The sequence below is a fragment of the Kitasatospora sp. NPDC033851 genome, assembly GCF_055576085.1.
In genome coordinates, this window is the sequence record NZ_JBVIRL010000024.1 from 80712 (window position 1) to 101540 (window position 20829).

Consider the following 20829-nt stretch of genomic DNA (forward strand, 5'->3'; position numbering starts at 1 on the left):
GGCGCTGGACGCGGCGGCCGACGGCTACGTCAAGGGGGAGGGCGTGGGCGTGCTGGTGCTGAAGCCGCTGGCCCGCGCGCTCGCCGACGGCGACCGGGTGCACGCAGTCATCCGGGGAAGCGCCGTCAACCACGGCGGACACGCGTCCTCGCTGACCGCGCCGAACCCGCTGGCCCAGGCCGACCTGCTGGTGGACGCCTACCGCGACGCCGGCGTGCCGATCGAGACGGTGTCCTACGTCGAACTGCACGGCACCGGCACCCCGCTCGGCGACCCGGTGGAGATCGACGGCCTGACCCGGGCCCACCGCGCGCTCGCCACCGGCCCGGCCGCCGCCTGCGGCATCGGGACGGTGAAGAGCAACATCGGCCACCTGGAGCCCGCCGCCGGCATCGCCGGAGTGATCAAGGTGGTCCTGGCGATGCGGCACCGGACCCTGCCGCCGACCCTCCACCTGCGCACGCTCAACCCGCTGATCGACCTCGACGGCACGCCGTTCGAGCCGGTCGGCGCCGCCACCCCGTGGGAACCCGTGGACGCCGCCGGCGCGCCGCTGCCGCTGCGCGCCGGGGTGAGCTCCTTCGGCTTCGGCGGCGTCAACGCGCATGTCGTGCTGGAGGAGCCGCCGACCGCGCCGCCCGCCACCGCGACCGGGCCCGCGGCGGAGCACGAGGTGTTCGTGCTCTCCGCCCGGACCGAGGACGCGCTGCGCCGGTACGCGGCCGCGACCGTGGCGCACCTGGACGGCCTGCCCGAGGGCTCGGCGCCGTCGCTGTCCTCGCTCGCCTTCACCTCCCAGGTCGGGCGGGTGCCGATGGCGGTGCGGCTGGCCGTGGTCGCCGGGTCGACGGCGCAGCTGCGCGAGCTGCTGGCCGCCTTCCTCGCCGGCGGCTCCGCCGGCGGCGGCACCGCCGGGGACCACGTCTGGCTCGCCGAGCCGGAGGGCGCGAGCTACCTGGCGCGGCTGGTCCGCGAGGGCCGGCTCGACCGGATCGCCCGGCTCTGGCAGGACGGCGCCGACATCGACTGGAGCGCGCTGCGCGCCGACCGGCCGCCGCTGGTGTCCCTGCCGACCTACCCGTTCGCCCGCGTACGGCACTGGCTGGCGGGCGGCACCGCGCCCGAGCCGGTGCGGCAGCCGGACGCGCCGTCCTCGCTGCTGCTGGTGAAGGACTGGGTGGCCGCGCCGCTGCCCGGGGCCGAACTGCCGGGCGGGATCGTGGCGTTGGTGAGCGCCGAGACCGAGCCGCTGGCCCGGGCCGCGTTCGGCCCGGCGGCCGAGCTGCTCCGGCTGGACGGCGACGACGAGGCCGCCGGCGCGAAGCTCGCGGCCGCGCTCGGCCGGGTCGGGGCGGTCGTCGACCTGGTCGACGTGTCGACCGTGCCCACCGACGTGGTGGCGGCCGACCCGGCCCGGATCGCGCTCCTGCGCGAGCTGGTCGCGGCCCACCGGGCCGGAGGTTTCGCCTACCTCCACCTGACGCACGGCCTGACCACGTTCCGCGCCGAGCGGCCCACCCTGCGGGGTGCCGGGCTCGCGGGCCTGGTCCGGATGCTCACCGCCGAGTACCGCGGGATCCTCGCCCGCACGCTCGACGTCGACTCCCTGGAGCCGGCCGCGCTGCGGGCGGCGGTCGCGGCCGAACTCGGCGCGACCGACCCGGTGACCGAGGTCTGCGTGCGCGGCGGCGTGCGGCACACGCCGGTGCTGCGGGAGGCCGCCGAGGCCGCGCCGGGCACCGACTGGTCCGCGGACCTGGCCGGGCGGACGGTGGTGATCACCGGCGGGACGGGCGCCCTCGGCCGGCTGGTGGCGGCCCGGCTGCTCGACCGGGGCGCCGACCGGCTCGTCCTGCTCGGCCGCACCGAGCTGCCCGAGCGGGCCGCCTGGCCGGCCCTGCTGGCCGACCCGGCCACCGATCCCGCCCTGGCGGCCCGCCTGCGGGACCTCGCGGCGCTCGACCGCCCGGGCGTCCGGGTGGCGGTCGAGAGCGCCCCGCCGGAGCGGATCGGCGAGGTGATCGACCGCGCCCGGCGCGAGCTGGGCCCGATCGCCGGGATCGTGCACTGCGCCGGCCTCGGGGTGATGACCGACCCGGCCTTCATCGGCAAGCGGATGGCCGACGTCAGCCGGGTGCTCGAACCCAAGACGACGGGGCTCCAGGGCCTGCTGGACGCGTGTGCGCAGGACCCGCTGCGGTTCGTCGTGCTGTACTCGTCCGTCGCCGGGCAGGTGCCCGCGCTGGCGGTCGGCATGAGCGACTACGCGCTGGCCAACTCCACGCTGGACCGCCTCGCCGAGTACCGGGCCGCGACGGGCGGGCCGCTCGTGCGCTCCGTCCAGTGGCCGAGCTGGCGGTCGGCGGGCATGCCCGAGGTCGACACCGCGGCGTACCGCGGCCTCGGCCTGCGGGCCGTCGAGCCGGAGGTCGGACTGGACCTGCTGGACCGGGCGATGGCCGCCGCGGAGCCGGTCGTGCTGCCCTGCGTGGTGGACGGCGGGCGGTTCGACGCCGGCGCGCTGCTCGCGGTGCCGGCGCCCGGCCGGCCGGAGGCCGCTCGGGGCGGGAACGCCGCCCCCGCCGGGCCGTCCGGGGCCGCCGCGACCGCGGTGGCGCCGTCCGGCCGGGCCGGGGAGGACCTGGTCCGGCGGCTGACCGAGGTGATCGCGGGGACGCTGCGGATGGACCCCGCGCAGGTGGAGCCGGGCGCCGACTTCGCCGACCTCGGGGTGGACTCGATCATGATCGCCCAGATCCTGGCCGCCCTGGAGCGGGAGCTCGGGGTAGTCGCCGAGCCGTCGGCGGTGCTGGAGAACCCGACCGTGGCACTGCTCGCGGAGGCGCTGCGGGACCAGGTCCCGGACCTGCCCGCCGTGGCGGCGCCGGTGTCCGTGGCGGTGCCGACGTCCGCCGAGGTGCCCGAGCGTGCCGAGGCGCCTGCTTGCGCCGACGTGCCCGAGCGTGCCGAGGCGCCTGCTTGCGCCGAGGTGCCCGAGCGTGCCGAGGTGACGGCCTCCGCCGAGTCGTCCGGGGCCGCCCGGACGGCGGCGGCGCCGCGGGACGGCATCGCCGTCATCGGGATCGCCGCCCACTTCCCCGGTGCGCCCGACCAGTCCTCGTTCTGGCGGAACCTGGCGTCCGGGACGGACTCGGTGACCGAGGTGCCGGCGTCCCGCTGGGACCAGGAGCGGTTCTGGCGCCCCGCCCAGGAGCCCGGCACCACCATCAGCAAGTGGGGCGGCTTCCTGGAGGGCATCGAGCAGTTCGACCCGGAGTACTTCCGGCTGGACCCGGCGGGCGCCGCGCACATCGACCCGCTGGTCCGCCAGGTCCTGGAGACCGGCGCGGAGTGCCTGGCGGACGCCGGGCTGACCGCCGCCGACGTCGGCGGCCGGCGGGTGGGCGTCTTCGCGGGCGCCCGGGCGGCCAACTTCGGTGCGCACCACGGCTCGGGCGGACCGCAGGCGATCAGCGGGGTGGCGCAGAACTTCATCGCCGCCCAGCTGTCCCACTTCCTCGACCTGCGCGGCCCGTCCGTGGTGGTCGACTCGGCCTGCTCCTCGGCGCTGGTCGCGGTGCACCTGGCCGCGCAGAGCCTGCGGAGCGGGGAGTCCGACCTGGCGTTCGCCGGCGGTGCGGAGATCCTCCTCGACGAGGTGCCGTTCATCGGCATGAGCGAGGCCGGCGCGCTGTCGCCGACCGGCCGCTGCCACACCTTCGACGAGCGGGCCGACGGCATCGTCCTCGGCGAGGGCGCGGGCATGCTGCTGCTCAAGCGGCTGGCCGACGCCGAGCGGGACGGCGACCGGGTCTACGCGGTGATCGAGGGCGGGGCCGTCAACAACGACGGCCGCACCATGGGCATCACCACGCCGAACCCCCGCGCGCAGCGGGAGGTGATCGAGCGGGCGCTGGCGGACGCGGGCGTCCGTCCGACGCAGATCGGCTACGTGGAGGCGCACGGCACCGGCACGATGATCGGTGACCCGATGGAGCTGAAGGCGCTCACCGAGGCCTTCCGCGGCGCCACCGACGAGATCGGCTTCTGCGGCGTCGGCAGCGTGAAGACCAACATCGGCCACACCCTGAGCGCGGCCGGCATCGCCGGACTGATCAAGGTCGTGCTCTCCGTCCACCACGCGCAGCTGCCGCCCACGCTGCACTGCGCGACGCTCAACCGGCGCTTCCGGTTCGACGAGTCGCCGCTGTTCCCGGTCCGGGAGCTGCGGCCGTTCGAGGGCCACGAGGGCGTCCGCCGGGCCGCCGTCAGCTCGTTCGGGTTCGGCGGCACCAACGCGCACCTGGTGGTGCGCCAGGCGCCGGCCGGGCACGTACCGTCGCGGACGCCGCTGGATCCGCCCCGCTACCGGCGGCGGTGGTTCTGGTTCGACCGGGCGGCGCAGCCGGCGGCCCCCGCGTCCGGGCCGGTGCAGCCGGCCGTCCCCGCGTCCGTCCCCGCGTCCGTCCCCGCGTCCGCCCCCGCGTCCGCCCCTGCGACCGCCCCGGCGTCCGGGCCCGCAGTGCCGGCGCCGTTCTTCGAGCTCCAGTTCCAGTCCGTGCCGGGAGGAAAGTAATGATCGCGTTGGATGGCCTGACCTGCACCGTGGTGGTGCGAGGGGCCGACCCGGTGCTGCGCGACCACCGGGTGCACGGCACGCGCATCCTGCCCGGCGTGTCGTTCCTCGACATGATCTACCGCATCCTGCTGGCCCACGGGGTCGACACCGAGCGGGTGGAGCTGCGCCGGCTGCTGTTCCGCAACCCGGCGGCGGCCGGACCGGACTTCGACACCGAGGTGACGATCCGGTTCACCGCCGAGGGTGACGGCTACCGGGTGTCGGCCACCGGCACCCGGCGGCCGTCGGGCGAGGTGGAGCCGCTGTTCGACTGCCGGCTCCTGCTCGACCTGCCGTTCCCCGCGGAGTCGACGGACCTGGCCGCGCTGCGCGCGCGGGCCACCCGCACCGTCGACATGGCGGAGCTGTACGCGACCGTGCGGCGCACCGGCATCGAGCACGGGGACTTCATGCGGGCCCGCGGCACCCTGTACGTCGGGGCCGGGGAGATGCTGGCGGACCTCTCGCTGAGCCCGCAGGCCGCGGACTACGCCGAGTACTTCCATCTGCACCCGGCCGGACTGGACTCCTCGACGCTGCTGCCGACGGTGTTCGCCACCGCGGACGTGGGCGGCGGCGCGCGGCCGTACATCCCGATGCTGATCGAGTCGTTCCGCGCCCGCGGCCCGCTCGGGACGCGCTCCCTGGTGGTCGCGGCGCCGCCGCGCCCGGCCGGTGTGGACGGCGACCTGACCACCTGTGACCTGCGCTTCCACGACGAGCACGGGCAACTGCGGCTCTGGCTGCGGGGCCTGACGTCCAAGCGGGTCCGGGACGAGGCCGCGATCACCCGGCTGGAGGCCGCCGCGCCGGCCCGGGAGTCGGGCGAGGAGGTCGTGCGCCGACTGCTCACCGACCGCCTCGACCGGGCGGAGTTCGACGAGGAGGCGGGCTTCTACGAGCTGGGCCTGGACTCCTCGGCCCTGCTGGGCATCGCCGCGGACCTGGAGGGCGCGTTCGGCCGGGACTTCTCGCCGACGCTGCTGTTCGAGCACAACACCTTCGCGGCCCTGGCCGAGCACCTGCGGGAGTTCGAGCCGGTGGCGGGCCCCGTACCGGCCCCGGCCGCCCCGGCGGCGCAGGCCGCTCCCGCCGAAGAGCCGCCCGCCGAAGAGCCGGCCGCCGAGGAACCCCCCGCCGAGGTGGTCTGGTTCGCACCGCACTGGCGGGCGGCGCCGCTGCCCGCGGCCGCGCCGCCGGCCGCCGTGCTGACCGTCGACGCGACCACCCCACACGACTGGCCGGCCCTGCTCGCGGGCTCCGACGCCGCGGACGTGCTCTGGATCCCCGCCGATCCGCAGGACCTCGCGGCCGAGGCGGTCGCCCTGACCGGGTTCGCCGCGGCCCTGCTGCGCGCGCGCCGCGGGCAGGTCCGCCTCGCCCTCCACCTCGCCGCCGACGCACCCGTCGCGGCCGTCGCGGCCCTGTTCCGGACCCTGCGCCGGGAGCAGCCGGACGTCCGGGCCGGCGTGGTGCGCTCCCCGTACACGGCCGACGCGCTGGCGGAACTCGCCGCCGGCGTCCCGGACCCGGACGTGCGGTACACCGACGGGCGGCGCGAGGTCCGGGACGTCCGGCCGGTACCGGCCCCGGAGCGCCCCGCGCGGCTGCGCGACCGGGGCGTCTACCTGATCACCGGCGGCCTCGGCGGGGCGGGCCTGGCCCTGGCCCGCCACTTGGCCCGGACCGTCCGGGCCCGCCTGGTGCTCTGCGGGCGCTCCGCCGCGGACCCGTCGGTGAGCGCCGAGCTGACCGCCCTCGGGGCGGAGGTCGCCGTGGTGGCGGCCGACGTCACCCGGGCCGAGGACGTGCGCCGCGTCGTCGACCTGGCGCTGTCCAGGTTCGGTGCGCTGCACGGCGTGGTCCACGCCGCCGGCGTGCTGCGCGACGGACTGATCGCGGGCAAGGCCGCCGAGGACGTCCGTGCGGTGCTCGCGCCCAAGCTCGGCGGCGCCCGCCACCTGTACGGGGCGACCCGGGACCTCGGGCTGGACTTCCTGGTGCTCTGCTCCTCCACCGCGGGGGCGTGGGGCAACCCCGGTCAGGCCGACTACGCCTGCGCCAACGCCTTCCTGGACGGCTTCGCGGAGGGGAAGCCGGGCGTGGTCTCGGTCGGCTGGCCGGCCTGGGCCGAGGGCGGGATGCCGCTCGACACCGCCGGGCTGCGGCGGATGGGCCTGCGGCCGATGGACACCCCGACCGCCGTGGACATCCTGCTGGCGGCGGTCGGCAGCGGCCGCCCGCACGTGGTCGCCCTCGTCGGGTCGGCGGAGCGGATCACCGGCGAGTTCGGGGCCGTGGCGGAACCGGCCGCCGAGCCCGTTCCCGCGCCGGCCCCTGTGCAGGCCGCCGCCCAGGCCCCTGTGCAGGCCCCTGTGCAGGCCGTCGGGCGCGTCCACGCCCAGGCCCCCGCGGCCGCCGTGGAGCGGACCGCCGCCCCGGACGTCCGGGACGACGCGATCGCCGTGGTCGGGATCAGCGGACGCTACCCGAAGGCCCGTGACCTCGACGAGTTCTGGGCGAACCTGCGCACCGGCCGCGACTGCATCACCGAGGTGCCCGCCGACCGCTGGGACCACCGGGCGATCCACACCGACACCAAGGGACTGCCCGGCCGCTCCTACGGCCGCTGGGGCGGCTTCGTCGACGGCATCGACGAGTTCGACGCCGCGTTCTTCCACATCTCGCCGAACGAGGCCGCCGTCCTGGACCCGCAGGAGCGGCTGTTCCTCCAGGAGGCGTGGCACGCGTTCGAGGAGGCCGGCCACGCCCCCTCGGCCTGGCGCGGCCGGGACGTCGGTGTGTTCGCCGGGGTGATGTACAACCAGTACCAGCTGTACGGGGTCCAGGACGAACCCGGCCTGGTGCCGTCCTCGTTCGCCGCCTCGATCGCCAACCGCGTCTCGTACTTCCTCGACCTGCGCGGGCCGAGCATCGCCCTCGACAGCATGTGCTCGTCGTCCCTGACGGCGATCCACCTCGCCGTCGAGGCGATCCGGCGCGGCGACTGCGAGGCGGCGCTGGCCGGCGGCGTCAACCTGCACGTCCACCCCAACAAGTACCTGCTGCTGAGCCAGTCGTCCTTCCTGTCCACCGACGGCCGCTGCCGGGCCTTCGGCGAGGGCGGGGACGGCTACGTGCCCGGCGAGGGCGTCGGCGTGGTGCTGCTGCGCCCGCTGCGCGACGCGCTGCGCGACGGCGACCACGTGCACGCCGTCATCCGCGGCACGACCCTCAATCACGGCGGCCGCACCGGCGGCTTCTCGGTGCCCAACCCGGCCTCCCAGGCCGCGCTGATCGCCCGGTCGCTGGCGGACTCGGGCGTGGACCCGGCCGAGCTCGGCTACCTGGAGGCGCACGGCACCGGCACCAGCCTCGGCGACCCGATCGAACTCGACGCCCTGGAGCGGGCGTTCGACCAGGCCGGCGCCGGTCGCGGCCCCTGGCCGATCGGTTCGGTCAAGTCGAACATCGGCCACTTGGAGTCGGCCGCCGGCATCGCCGCCGTCAGCAAGGTCGTGCTCCAGTTCCGGCACCGGCAGCTGGTGCCCTCCCTGCACGCCGACCCGCTCAACCCCGCCGTGGACTGGGACGGTTCGCGCTTCCGGGTGCAGCGCGCCACCGAGCCGTGGGCGCCGCGCGAGGGCGGGCCGCGCACGGCGGCGATCAGCTCCTTCGGCGCGGGCGGCTCCAACGCCCACCTGGTGCTCGCCGAGCACCCCGCCGAGGCGGTCGCGCCGGCGCCGGCCGAACCCCGGCTGTTCGTGCTCTCCGCCAAGGACGTCACCCGACTCGACACCGTGGTCGAGGAGTTGATCGCCCACCTGGAGCGGACGGCCGACGGAGACACCGCGTCGGCGCTGGAGGCGATCCTGACCGAGGTGGTCGGCTTCCAGGCCGACCCGCGCGAGCCGCTGGCCGAACTCGGCCTCGACTACCCGCGGTTGGCCGAACTCGCGCACCGCGTCGAGGCGGCCTTCGGCGTCCGGCCGCCGATCGACGAGGGGACCACCCCCGCCGACCTGGCGGCCCGGCTCGCGACGCGGGCCCCCGCAGTGGACCTGGAGGCGCTCGCCTACACCCTCTGGGCCGGCCGCGACCACCTGGACGAGCGGCTCGCCGTCGTCGCCACCACCACCGCCGAGCTCATCGAGGCCCTGCGCGCCGGGACCGGCCACCGCGGCCGCCGCCGGCGCGCCGCGGCGCCCGTCGCGGCCGGCGACCTGCGGACCCTCGCCGGCGCCTGGGTCGAGGGCGCCGAGATCACCCTCGCCCCGCCCGCGCGCCCGCGCCGGCTGTCGCTGCCCGGCTACCCGTTCGCCCGCGAGCGCCACTGGGTCGAGACCGCCCCCGCGGGCGCCCGCCCGCGGGCCGAGGCGGTCGAGCTGGTCGAACTGGCCGACGGGGACGTGCTCACCGCGCGGACGTCCCGGGCGGACCAGCCCTGGCTGGCCGACCACACCGTGGACGGCACCGCCATCGTCCCGGGCGCCTTCCTCGTCGAGCTGGTCCTGCACGCCGGGGCCCGGCTCGGCCGCCCCCGGATCGCCGAGCTGGTGATCCAGGCCCCGCTGCTGTTCGACGACGCCGACCTGCGGGTCACCGTCCGGCCCGCCGACGCGGACGGCCGACGCGAGTTCGAGCTGCACGCCCGCCCGACCGGCGGCGCCTGGACCCGGCACGCCACCGGTGCCCTCGACCCCGCCCCCGCCGACACCCCGAGCACCCCGCCGCTGCCCGGCGACGCCGAGGAGATCGACGTCACCCGGCTCTACCAGGGCCTGACCGGGTACGGACCGGCCTTCCAGGGGCTGCGCCGGGCCTGGCGCGCCGGCGAGGCCGTGTACGCCGACGTGCTCGTGCCCGGCGGGGACGCCGGGCCGTACGCCCTGCACCCGGTGCTGCTCGACTCCGCCCTGCACGCGGTGGCGCTGACCGGCGTCATCGACGGCGACCGCCCGCGGCTGCCGTTCGCCTGGTCGGGCGTCCGGGTGCACAACCCCGGGGCGACGGCCGCCCGGGCCAGGGTCGCCCACCTGGGCCCCGACACCGTCGAGGTGCGGCTCACCGACCCGGCCGGCCGCCCGGTGGCGACCGTCGAGTCGGTCGTCCTGCGCCCGGCCGGTGCCCCCGCCGACCCGCTGTACCGGGTCGAGTGGGTCCCGGTGGACCCGCCCCGGCCGGAGCGGGCCGCCCGCTACGCGGTGGTCGGCGCCGACCCGGCCGGCGCCGCGGCCGCCCTGACAGCGTCCGGCGCCGAGGTCGTCCGGGCCGCGGAGCTGTCCGCGCTGGCGGACGTGCCGCCGGTGGTCGTGCTGCCCGTCGCCTCCGACGGGCCGGACGGCGCAGCCGCCCGCGCGCTCACCCGGCGGGTGCTCGACCTGATCCAGGAGTGGCTGGCGGGGGAGCGGTACGCCACCGCCCGGCTCGTCCTGCTCACCACGGCGCCCGACCCGGCCACCGCCGCCGCCTGGGGCCTGGTGCGCTCCGCGCAGTCCGAGCACCCCGGCCGGTTCACGCTGGTCGAGGCCGACGACCTCACCGACCTGCCGGCCGCGCTGGGCTCCGACGAGCCGCAGCTGTCCCTGCGGGACGGCGCCGTCCGGGCGGCCCGCCTCGTCCGGATGCCCGCCGAGGCCGCCGAACCCGGGCCGCGCGACCACGGCACCGTCCTGGTCACCGGCGCCGCCGGCGCCCTCGCCGGTCCGGTCGTCCGCCACCTGGTCGAGCGGCACGGGGTCCGTGACCTCCTGCTGGTCAGCCGCAGCGGCCGGGCCCCGGAGGGCCTGGCCGGCCTCGACGCCCGCGTCGAGACCGCCGCCTGCGACGTCGCCGACCGCGCCGCGCTCGCCGCGCTGCTGGCCGGCCGGACGGTCGGCACGGTGATCCACGCCGCGGGCGTGCTCGACGACGGGGTGGTCACCGCCCTCGACGCCGAGCGCCTCGACGCCGTACTGCGCCCGAAGGCCGACGGCGCGAGCCACCTGCACGAGCTGCTGCCCGACGCCGACCTGGTGCTGTTCTCCTCGGTCGCCGGCGTCCTCGGCGGCCCCGGCCAGGGCAACTACGCCGCGGCCAACGCCTTCCTCGACGCCCTCGCCCGGCACCGGGTCGCGGGCGGCGGCCGCGCCGTCTCGGTGGCCTGGGGCCCCTGGGCGACGGACGAGGGCATGACCGCCGACCGCGCCCGGCTCGCCCGGGCCGGCATCGAGCTGCTGCCGGCGGACGCCGCGCTGCGCCTGCTCGACGCCGCCCTGGCCGGCACCGAACCGGAGGTGGCCGCGATCCGCCTCACCCCCGGCCGGTCCGCCGCCGTCCCGCACCTGCTGCGCGCGCTCGTGCGGCCCGCGCCCGCGACGGCCGACCCCGCCCTCGCCGGGCTCGCCGCGCTCGACCCGGACGAGCGGCGCACCCGCCTGTCGGCCGTCGTCCGCGGCCAGGCCGCCGCGGTGCTCGGCTACGCCGACGCCGGTGCGATCGAGTCCGACCGCTCCTTCCAGGAGCTCGGCTTCGACTCGCTGAGCTCGGTCGAGTTCCGCAACCGGCTCGGCGCCGCGCTCGGCCTGACCCTGGAGGCCACCCTGGTCTTCGACCACCCCACCCCGGCCGAGCTGGTCGTCCACCTCGACGAGCGGCTCGGCGGCGCGGACCGTTCGGGCGACCTGCCGTCGCTGTTCGCGGCCTTCGACCGGCTGGCCGCCGAGCTCACCGCCGCCGCCACCGACGACCTCGCCCGCGACCGGGCCGCCGAACGCGTCCGCGGCCTGCTCGACGAGCTGACGCCGCACGCCGCGCCGGGATCGCTCGACCCCTTCGAGACCGCGACCGACGACGAGGTCTTCGCCCTGATCGACGCTGAACTCGGCAGCCCGCTGCCGGGACTGGAGGACCGTACCCGATGACCACCGACGACAAGCTGCGCGAGTACCTGCGGCGGGTCACCGCGGAACTCCAGTCGACCAAGCGCCGACTACGCGACCTCCAGGACCGCTCCGCCGAGCCGATCGCGATCGTCGGCATGGCCTGCCGCTACCCCGGCGGCGTCGCCTCGCCCGACGACCTGTGGAAGCTGGTCGCCGAGGGCCGGGACGGCATCAGCCGGTTCCCCGCCAACCGCGGCTGGGACCTCGAGGCGCTCTACCACCCCGACCCGGACCACCCCGGCACGACCACCGTCATGCAGGGCGGGTTCCTGCACGACGCCGCCGAGTTCGACGCCGGGTTCTTCGGCATCTCGCCCAAGGAGGCCCACTACACCGATCCGCAGCAGCGGATGATCCTCCAGGCCTCCTGGGAGGCCGTGGAACGGGCCGGCCTGGACCCGACCGCCCTGCGGGAGAGCCGCACCGGCGTCTACACCGGCGTGATGCACCACGACTACCCGGGAGCCCAGGGCGCGGGCAGCGTCGTCTCCGGGCGGGTGGCCTACCAGCTCGGCCTGCGCGGCCCCGCCGTCACCGTGGACACCGCCTGCTCCTCCTCGCTGGTCGCCCTGCACCTGGCTGTCAAGGCCCTGCGGCGCGGCGAGTGCGACATGGCGCTGGTGGGCGGTGCGACGGTGCTGGCGACCCCGACCGCCTTCGTCGAGTTCAGCCGCCAGCGCGGGCTGGCCCCCGACGGGCGCTGCAAGCCGTTCGCCGCCGCCGCCGACGGCACCGCGTGGTCCGAGGGCATCGGCGTCCTCGTGGTCGAGCGGCTGTCGGCGGCGCTCGAGGCCGGCCGGCCGGTCCTCGCGGTGGTGCGCGGCAGCGCGATCAACCAGGACGGCGCCAGCAACGGCCTGACCGCCCCCAACGGCCCCGCCCAGCAGCGGGTCATCCGCGAGGCCCTGGTCGACGCGGGCCTCACCCCCGCCCAGGTCGACGTGGTCGAGGCGCACGGCACCGGCACCCCGCTGGGCGACCCGGTGGAGGCGCAGGCCGTGCTCGCCGCCTACGGCAAGGAGCGCGCCGAGCCGCTGCGACTGGGCTCGATCAAGTCCAACCTCGGGCACACCCAGGCCGCGGCCGGTGTCGCCGGGATCATCAAGATGGTCATGGCGATGCGCCACGGCGTGCTGCCCAGGACCCTGCACCTGGACGAGCCCAGCCCGTACGTCGACTGGTCGGCGGGCGCCGTGGAACTGCTGGCCGAGGACTCGCCCTGGCCGGCCGGCGCCGAACCCCGGCGGGCGGGCGTCTCCTCGTTCGGCGTCAGCGGCACCAACGCCCACGTGATCCTGGAGGAACCGCCCGCGGCGGCCGACCGGGACGAACCCGCCGAGGACGCCCCCGGGCCGTGGACCTGGGCGCTGTCCGGCCGGTCGGCCGCCGGGCTGCGCGCCCAGGCCGAGGCGCTGACCGGGTACCTGGCCGCCCGGCCCGCGCTGCGGGAGGGCGACGTCGCCCTCTCGCTGGCCACCACCCGGGCCGCGCACGAGCACCGCGCCGTCGTCCGCGGCGCCGACCGCGCCGAGCTGACGGCCGGTCTGGCCGAACTCGCGGCCGGCCGCCCCTCGGCGGCCGTGGTCGAGGGCACCGTCGGCCCGGCCGGCGGGGTGGCCTTCCTCTTCCCGGGCCAGGGCTCGCAGTGGCGGGACATGGCGGTGGAACTGCTGGACACCGACGAGGTGTTCCGGGCCCGGATCGCCGAGTGCGCGGCCGCGCTCGCCCCGCACGTCGACTTCGACCTGGAGGCCGTGCTGCGCGGCGCGGGGGACCTGGAGCGGGTCGACGTCGTCCAGCCCGCCCTGTTCGCCGTGATGGTCGCCCTCGCCGAGGTCTGGCGCTCGCTGGGCATCCGGCCCACCGCCGTGGTCGGCCACAGCCAGGGCGAGATCGCCGCGGCCTGCGTGGCCGGCGCGCTCACCCTGGAGGACGCCGCCCGGGTGGTCGCCCTGCGCAGCCGGGCGCTGCCGGCACTCTCCGGCCGCGGCGGGATGATGTCCGTCGCGCTGCCCGCCGACCAGGTCCGCGAGCGGCTCGGCCGCTGGGACGGCCGACTGGCGGTCGCCGCCGTCAACGGCACGTCCTCGGCGGTCGTCTCCGGTGACGTCGACGCGCTGGACGAGCTCCTCGCCGCCTGCGAGGCCGAGGAGGTGCGGGCCCGCCGGGTCGACGTCGACTACGCCTCGCACTGCTTCCACGTCGAGGCCGTCCGCGACCAGGTCCTGGAGGCGCTCGCACCGGTGCGCCCGCGCGCCCCCGAGGTGCCGTTCTTCTCCTCCGTCGAAGGCCGGTGGATCGACGGCGACGACGCCTTCGACGCCGACTACTGGTACCGCAACCTGCGCGAGACGGTCCGCTTCGACGAGGCCGTCACCGCGCTGGTCCGGCGCGGTTGCACGACCCTGCTGGAGGTCAGCCCGCACCCGGTGGTCACCAATGGGGCGCAGGAGACCGTCGAGGCGCTCGACGCAGACGTCGCGGTCGTGCACACCCTGCGCCGCGACGAGGGCGGCCGGGCCCAACTGCTCACCGCGCTCGCCCAGTTGCACGTCAGGGGGGTGCGGCCGGACTGGTCGGCGGTGTGGCCCGGCGCCCGCCGCGTCGAGCTCCCCACCACCGCCTTCGTCACCGAGCCGTACTGGCGCGCCGACGACGACCCGGCCGCCTTGGGCCTGGACCTCGTCGACCACCCCGTCCTGCGGGCCTGCCTGGGCGGCGAGCAGACCGTCCTGACCGGCCGGCTCTCCCTGACCGCCCTGCCCTGGCTGGCCGACCACGTCGTCGACGGACTGGTGGTGCTGCCGGGCGCGGCCATCACCGAACTGGCCGCCCGGGCCGGCGACGAGGTGGGCTGCGCGGTCGTCGACCAGCTCACCCTGCTCACCCCGGTCGTCCTGCCCGAGGACGCCGAGGTCCGGGTGCGGCTCGACGTCGCGGCGCCCGCCGAGGACGGCTCCCGCGCACTGACCCTGCACACCCGCACCGGCGGGACGGATCACTGGACCACCCACGCCACCGCCGTCCTGCTGCCCGACGACGCCCGACCGGCGCCCACGCCGGTCGCCTGGCCGCCGGCCGACGCCGAACCGCTCGACGTGGAGGAGCTCTACGCCCGGCTGCGCGGCGCCGGGCTCCCGTACGGCCCGGCCTTCCGCGGTGTGCGGGCGCTGTGGCGCGGCCGCGACGGCGCCGTGTTCGCCGAGGTCGCGCTGCCCGGCACCGAGCCGGACGGCTTCGTGCTGCACCCCGCGCTGCTCGACGCCTGCCTCCACCCGGTGGCGCTCGGCGGCTTCCTCACCGGGCCGCCCTACCGGCCCTCGCTGCCCTTCGAGTGGACGGGCGTGCGCGTCCACGCCGTCGGCGCCGACTCCGTCCGGGTGGCCGTCACCGCGGCCGGGCCCGACGCCGTCCGGATCGAGCTGGCCGACCCGTCGGGCGCGCCGGTCGCCACGGTGGACACGCTCGTGCTGCGCGCGCTGCCCGAGGGCGCCCTGGGCCGGTCGGACAGCCGCGACCTGCTGCGCCCCGCCTGGGTGGGCCGCGCCCTGCCCGACGGCGCCGCGGTCGACTTCGCGGTGCCCGACCCGGACCTCGCCGCGCTGCTGAAGCGTCAGCCCGCCACCGGCACCGCGCCGTTCGTCCTGGTCCCGGCGCCGACCGGTGAGCCGGCCGCCGCCGTGGCGAGCGCGCTCACCACGGTGCAGGAGTGGCTCGCGGACGAGGGCTCCGCGGCCGCGACCCTCGTGGTGGTCACCCGCCGGGTGCGCGAGGACGTCGCCGAGGCCGCCGTGGCCGGCCTGGTGCGCTCCGCCCAGGTCGAGCACCCCGACCGCTTCCTGCTGCTCGACCTGGCCGACGACTCCGACGCCACGCTCACCGCGGTACCCGCCGCGCTGGCCGCCGGTGAGCCGCAGATCGCGCTGGCCGACGGCGCCGCCACGGTGCTCCGGCTGGAACGCACGGCGCCGACCGCCGACCCGGCCGCCGACCCGGCCGAGGACCCGGCCGCGGGGCTCGGCAAGGTCCTGGTCACCGGGGCCTTCGGCACCCTCGGGCAGCTCGTCGCCCGCCACCTGGTCGACGCGCACGGCGTGCGCGACCTGGTGCTGGTCGGCCGGCGCGGCGCACGGACCCCCGGCGCGGCCGAGCTCGTCGACGCGCTGACCACCGCCGGCGCGACGGTCGAGGCGGCGGCCTGCGACGTCTCCGACCGCGCCGCACTGGCCCGGCTGGTCGACGGCGCCGGCTTCACCACCGTCGTCCACGCCGCGGGCGTCCTGGACGACGTCCTGGTCACCGACCTGACGCCGGAGCGCCTCACCCGGGTGCTGGCACCCAAGCTCGACGCGGCCCTGCACCTGCACACCCTGCTGCCCGACGCGCGGCTGGTGTTCTTCTCCTCGGCGGCCGGCCTGCTCGGCGGGTTCGGACAGGCCAACTACGCGGCGGCCAACGCCGGACTCGACGCCCTGATCCGGCTGCGCCACGCCCGGGGCCTGCCGGGGGTCTCCCTGGCCTGGGGCCTGTGGGAGGCCGAGAGCACCATGACCGAGGGGGTCGACCGCGACGGCTTCGGCCGCTCGGGCTTCCTCGCGCTGTCCGACCGCGCCGGCCTCGCCGCCCTGGACGGCGCCCTCGCCTCCGACGAGCCGGTGCTCGCACCCATCCGGCTCGACCCGGCCACCCTGCGCGCGATGGGCGACGGGGTGCCCGCCCCGCTGCGCGCCCTGGTCGGTGCGCCGGCCCGCCGCACCGCCGCCGGCGGCGGCGTGGCCGTCGACCCCGAACTGGGCGCCCGCCTGGCCGGCAAGACCCCGGCCGACCGGCAGCGGGTGCTGCTCGACCTGGTGGCCGCGCACGCCGCCGCCGTCCTCGGCCACGGCTCGGCGGACGGCGTCGACCCCGACCGGGCCTTCAAGGACGTCGGCTTCGGTTCGGTCAGCTCCGTCGAACTGCGCAACCGGCTCTCCGCCGCCACCGGCCTGCGGCTGCCCGCGACCGTGGTCTTCAGCCACCCCAACCCGGCCGCGCTGGCCCGCCACCTGGACGACCTGCTGGCCGGCGCGCAGGCCTCGGCGCCCGTCGCGGCCGCCTCCCGGCAGGCCGACGCGGACGACCCCGTCGTCCTCGTCGGGATCGGCTGCCGGCTCCCCGGCGGCGTCGCCACGCCGGAGGACCTCTGGGAGCTGCTGAGCGCCGAACGCGACGGCATCGGCCCCTTCCCCGAGGACCGCGGCTGGCCGGTCGACCGGTACGACCCGGACCCGGCCGCCGCCGGGCGCAGCTACGTCCGGCACGGTGGCTTCATGGCCGGCGCGACCACCTTCGACGCGGCCTTCTTCGGGGTGTCGCCGCGCGAGGCCGCCGCGATGGACCCGCAGCAGCGCCTCCTGCTGGAGACCGTCTGGGAGGCCTGCGAGGACGCCGGGATCGACCCGGCCACGCTGCGCGGCACCCGCACCGGCGTGTTCGTCGGCTCCATGTACCAGGACTACGGCCGCCTCCTGGAGGGCGCGGCGGCCGAGGGCTTCCTCGCCCCCGGCGTCGGCGGCGGCGTGCTGTCCGGCCGGGTCGCCTACAGCTACGGCCTGGAGGGCCCGACCATCACCGTCGACACCGCCTGCTCGTCCTCCCTGGTCGCCCTGCACCTCGCCGCCCAGTCCGTCCGGGCGGGGGAGTGCGACCTCGCGCTGGCCGGCGGCGTCACGGTGCTCTCGACGCCGATGGTGTTCGTCGAGTTCAGCCGCCAGCGCGGACTGGCCGCCGACGGCCGCTGCAAGCCGTTCGCCGCCGCGGCCGACGGCACCGCGCTCGGCGAGGGGGTCGGCATGGTGCTCGTCGAGCGCCTCTCCCGGGCCCGCGCCCTCGGCCACGAGGTGCTGGCCGTGCTGCGCGCCAGCGCGGTGAACTCCGACGGCGCGAGCAACGGCCTCACCGCGCCCAACGGCCGCGCCCAGGAACAGGTGATGCGGGCGGCCCTCGCCGCCGGCGGCCTGCGCCCCGTCGACGTGGACGCGATCGAGGGGCACGGCACCGGCACGGCGCTCGGCGACCCGATCGAGGCCCAAGCGGTGCTGGCGGTCTACGGCCAGGACCGCCCGGAGCCGCTCTGGCTGGGCTCGCTCAAGTCCAACCTCGGGCACGTGCAGGCGGCGGCCGGCATCGCCGGCGTCATCAAGGCCGTGCTGTCCATCCGGCACGGGCTGCTGCCGCGCAGCCTGCACCTCGACGAGCCGTCACCGCACGTCGACTGGAGCACCGGGAACGTCGCCCTGCTGAGCTCGGCCCAGCCCTGGCCCGAGCGGCCGGGCCCCCGCCGGATGGGCGTGTCCTCGTTCGGGATCAGCGGGACCAACGCCCACGTGGTGATCGAGCAGCCGCCGGCGGCGCCCGTCGCCGAGTCGGCCGGGCCCGACCTGGAGGGCGTGCCGTGGCTGCTGTCGGCGCGCTCCGAGGCGGCGCTGTCCGCCCAGGCCGCCCGCCTGCTGGCGGCGGACACCACGGACCTGCCCGCCGTCGCCCGCGCCCTGGCCACCACCCGGTCCGCCCAGCGGTACCGGGCGGCGGTGACCGGCGCGGACGAGTCGGCGATCCGTACCGCGCTGACCGCCCTGGCGGACGGCCGGACCGACCCGGGCCTGCGCCGCGCGACGGCCGGCCGGCCCCGGCTCGCCCTGCTGTTCACCGGGCAGGGCAGCCAACTCCCGGGCATGGGACGGGAACTGTACGAGACCTTCCCGGTCTACGCGCGGGCCTTCGACGAGGTCTGCGGGCTCTTCGACCTGGGCAGCCCGCTGCGCGAGGCGGTCTTCGGCGAGGAGGGGCCGCTCGACCGCACCGAGTACACCCAGGCGGCGCTGTTCGCCCTCCAGGTGGCCCAGTTCCGGCTGCTGTCCTCCTGGGGCGTGACGCCGGACCTCCTGATCGGCCACTCCGTCGGCGAGCTCTCCGCCGCCTGCGTGTCCGGCCTGATCCCGCTCGACCGGGCCGCCGCGCTGGTGGCCGCCCGGGGCCGGGTGCTCGGCGCCCTCCCGCCGGGCGGCGCGATGATGTCGGTCCGGGCCTCCGAGGAGGAGGTGCTCGCCCTGCTCGACGGCCGGGCGGACCGGGTGGCGATCGCCGCCGTCAACGGTCCCGCGGCCGTGGTGCTCTCGGGGGAGGACGAGGCCGTGACGGCGGTCGCCGCCGAGCTCGTGGCCCGCGGGCACCGCACCCGCCGGCTGAACGTGGGCATCGCCTTCCACTCGCCGCTCGTGGAGCCGGCGCTCGCCGAGTTCCGCGAGGTGGCCGCGGCGGTGCGGTTCGGGACGGCCGGGATCCCGGTCGTCTCCACCGTCCGCACCGACGCGCCGATGGACTCCGCCGACTACTGGGTGGACCAGCTGCGCGGATCGGTCCGCTTCTCCGACGCCGTCCGCCGCGCCCACGAGGACGGGGCGACCGCGTTCCTGGAGCTCGGCCCCGACGCGGTGCTGGCCCCGGCCGCCGCGGTGTGCCTTCCGGACCTCCCGGTCCGCCCGGTCGCCCTGCTGCGACGGGACCGGACGGACGTCCGCGCGGCCACCGAGGCGCTGGGCGCCCTGCACACCCACGGGGTGCCGGTGGACTGGGCGGCCGTCCACGAGGGCAGGCCGCTGCGCCGGGTGTCGCTGCCGCGGTACGCGTTCCGCAGCCGGCACTACTGGCCCGAGGTCGTCGTGCCGAAGGCCGTCGAAGCGGCGCCCGCGGTGCCCGAGCCCGTGGCGCCCGCCCCGGCGGACACCGTGCTCGCCCCGCTCTGGTCCGCCCTGGAGAACGACGACGTCGCCTCGGCGCTGGGCCTGCTCGACCTGCGGGGGGACGAGACGCCCGCCGAGATCCTCGCGGCCCTCGGCCGGCTGCGCTCCGGCGCCCGGCTCCCCGTCGTGCAGACGGCCCGGTGGCGGCGCGTCCCGGACGGCCCGGCCCCGGCCCTCGACCGGGACGTGCTGCTCCTCGCCCCGCCCGGGGGCGACGACGACCTGGCCGACGCGCTCGCCGGGGCCCTGGCCCGGCACGGCGCACGCGTGCGGACGGGCGGCGCCGAGCGGCCGGACCTCGTCGTCGCGCTGCCCGGGGCCGAACCGGTCGCGGCGCCCGGCGTCCCGCGGTGGGCCCTCGGCACGGACGGCGGCGACCCGGTCGGCGACCACCTGGTGATCCTGCCGCCGGTGGTCGACGCCCGGGCCCGGGCCCGGCTCTGCGCGGTGATCGCCGAGGGGCACCCCGAGGCCAGGATCGAGGCGGACGGCGTGTCCGTGCGCGAGTACCGGACGGTGGAACCGGCCGAGCGGTGGCGCCCGGCGGGCGACGTCCTGCTGGCCGGCCTCCCGGACGGGCTCGCCGGGGCGGTGGCCGAGGAGGTACGGCGTCTCGGCGCCCGCTGCCTGGTGGCGGGGGGCTCCCCCTGCCCGCCCGGTGCCGTCCGGCTCGCCGAGGCGGAAGGCGCGGTGGCGCCGACGGCGGCGATCGTCGGGGCCGGGGTGGACCCGGGGACGGTCGGGAGGGACGGGACGGTACCGCTGGTCGCCGTCGTGTCGGTGGGGGAGCGGGTGGCGGAGCCGTCGGCCGGGATCCTCGCCCTCGGTCGCTCCGCGGTCGCGGTGGCGGTCGCTCCGGGGCTGGACCCGCGGGCGGCGGCGGCCGGGCTGTTCCGGGCGCTGACGGCGGGTGAGCCTGCGGTCCGCCTCGTCGACGGGGACGCGCTTCCCGCTGCGACGCCGGGGGCTGCCGCCACCGGGACCGAGGCGGCGGGGGCCACGGCCCCCGCGCCCGAGGTCTCCGCGCCGGTTGTTTCCGTGGCCGTGCCTGTGCCCGTGGCCGTCGAGCCCGACGCCGCTCCCGCCGCTCCCGCCGCTCCCGCCGCTCCCGCCGCTCCCGCCGCTCCCGCCGCTCCTGCCGCGGACGCGGCGGATACCGCAGAGGACGAGCCCGAGGCCGGCCCCAACCGGGAGGCCGAACTCTGGCTGGCGCTGGCCGCGTTGCCGCGCGACCAGTGGCAGGACGCCGTCCTGGGCGGTGTCCGCGGACTGGTGGCCGCGGTGCTGGGGCACGAGTCCGTCGACGAGGTGGGCGTCGAGGACGAGTTCTTCGACCTCGGTCTCACCTCCGTCACGGCGATCGAGCTGCGCGACCACCTCGTCGCACTGACCGGCCTCGACTGGGCCGCCGACGTGCTGTACGAGAACCCGACGCCGCAGATCCTGGCGGACCTCGTCATCGACCGGCTGGCCGCCGCGATGGACTGATCCGCCGCTCCCCGGCCGA

At 77.5% G+C, this 20829-nt stretch carries 3 protein-coding genes (1 of these 3 cut by a window edge); all 3 read left to right on the forward strand.

The window, feature by feature from the left end; all coding sequences use genetic code 11:
• Tightly spaced (each overlapping or abutting the next), the 3 genes in view from ACZ51D_RS33855 to ACZ51D_RS33865 form a layout consistent with a single transcriptional unit that may run on beyond the window.
• Positions 1-4576, forward strand: partial view of an SDR family NAD(P)-dependent oxidoreductase gene (locus ACZ51D_RS33855; protein WP_465664397.1) — the final stretch only. 14891 nt of this gene lie to the left of the window's left edge; the window shows 4576 of its 19467 coding nt (coding positions 14892-19467); its start codon lies beyond the left edge, outside the window; the stop codon is at positions 4574-4576.
• A complete protein-coding gene (locus tag ACZ51D_RS33860) occupies positions 4576-11520 on the forward strand; it encodes an SDR family NAD(P)-dependent oxidoreductase (protein ID WP_465664398.1) in 6945 nt (2314 codons plus the stop codon). The genes ACZ51D_RS33855 and ACZ51D_RS33860 overlap by 1 nt, the downstream gene beginning before the upstream one ends.
• Positions 11517-20810, forward strand: coding sequence for an SDR family NAD(P)-dependent oxidoreductase (locus ACZ51D_RS33865; RefSeq protein WP_465664399.1), 9294 nt, complete (start codon positions 11517-11519; stop codon positions 20808-20810). Before ACZ51D_RS33860 ends, ACZ51D_RS33865 begins: the two co-directional genes overlap by 4 nt.
• Positions 20811-20829: the final 19 nt, after the last annotated feature.

Bases quoted from the DNA above. Each gene is read 5' to 3' on its own strand.
- ACZ51D_RS33860 (WP_465664398.1), top strand. From the start codon at position 4,576: ATGATCGCGTTGGATGGCCTGACCTGCACCGTGGTGGTGCGAGGGGCC.
- ACZ51D_RS33865 (WP_465664399.1), top strand. From the start codon at position 11,517: ATGACCACCGACGACAAGCTGCGCGAGTACCTGCGGCGGGTCACCGCG.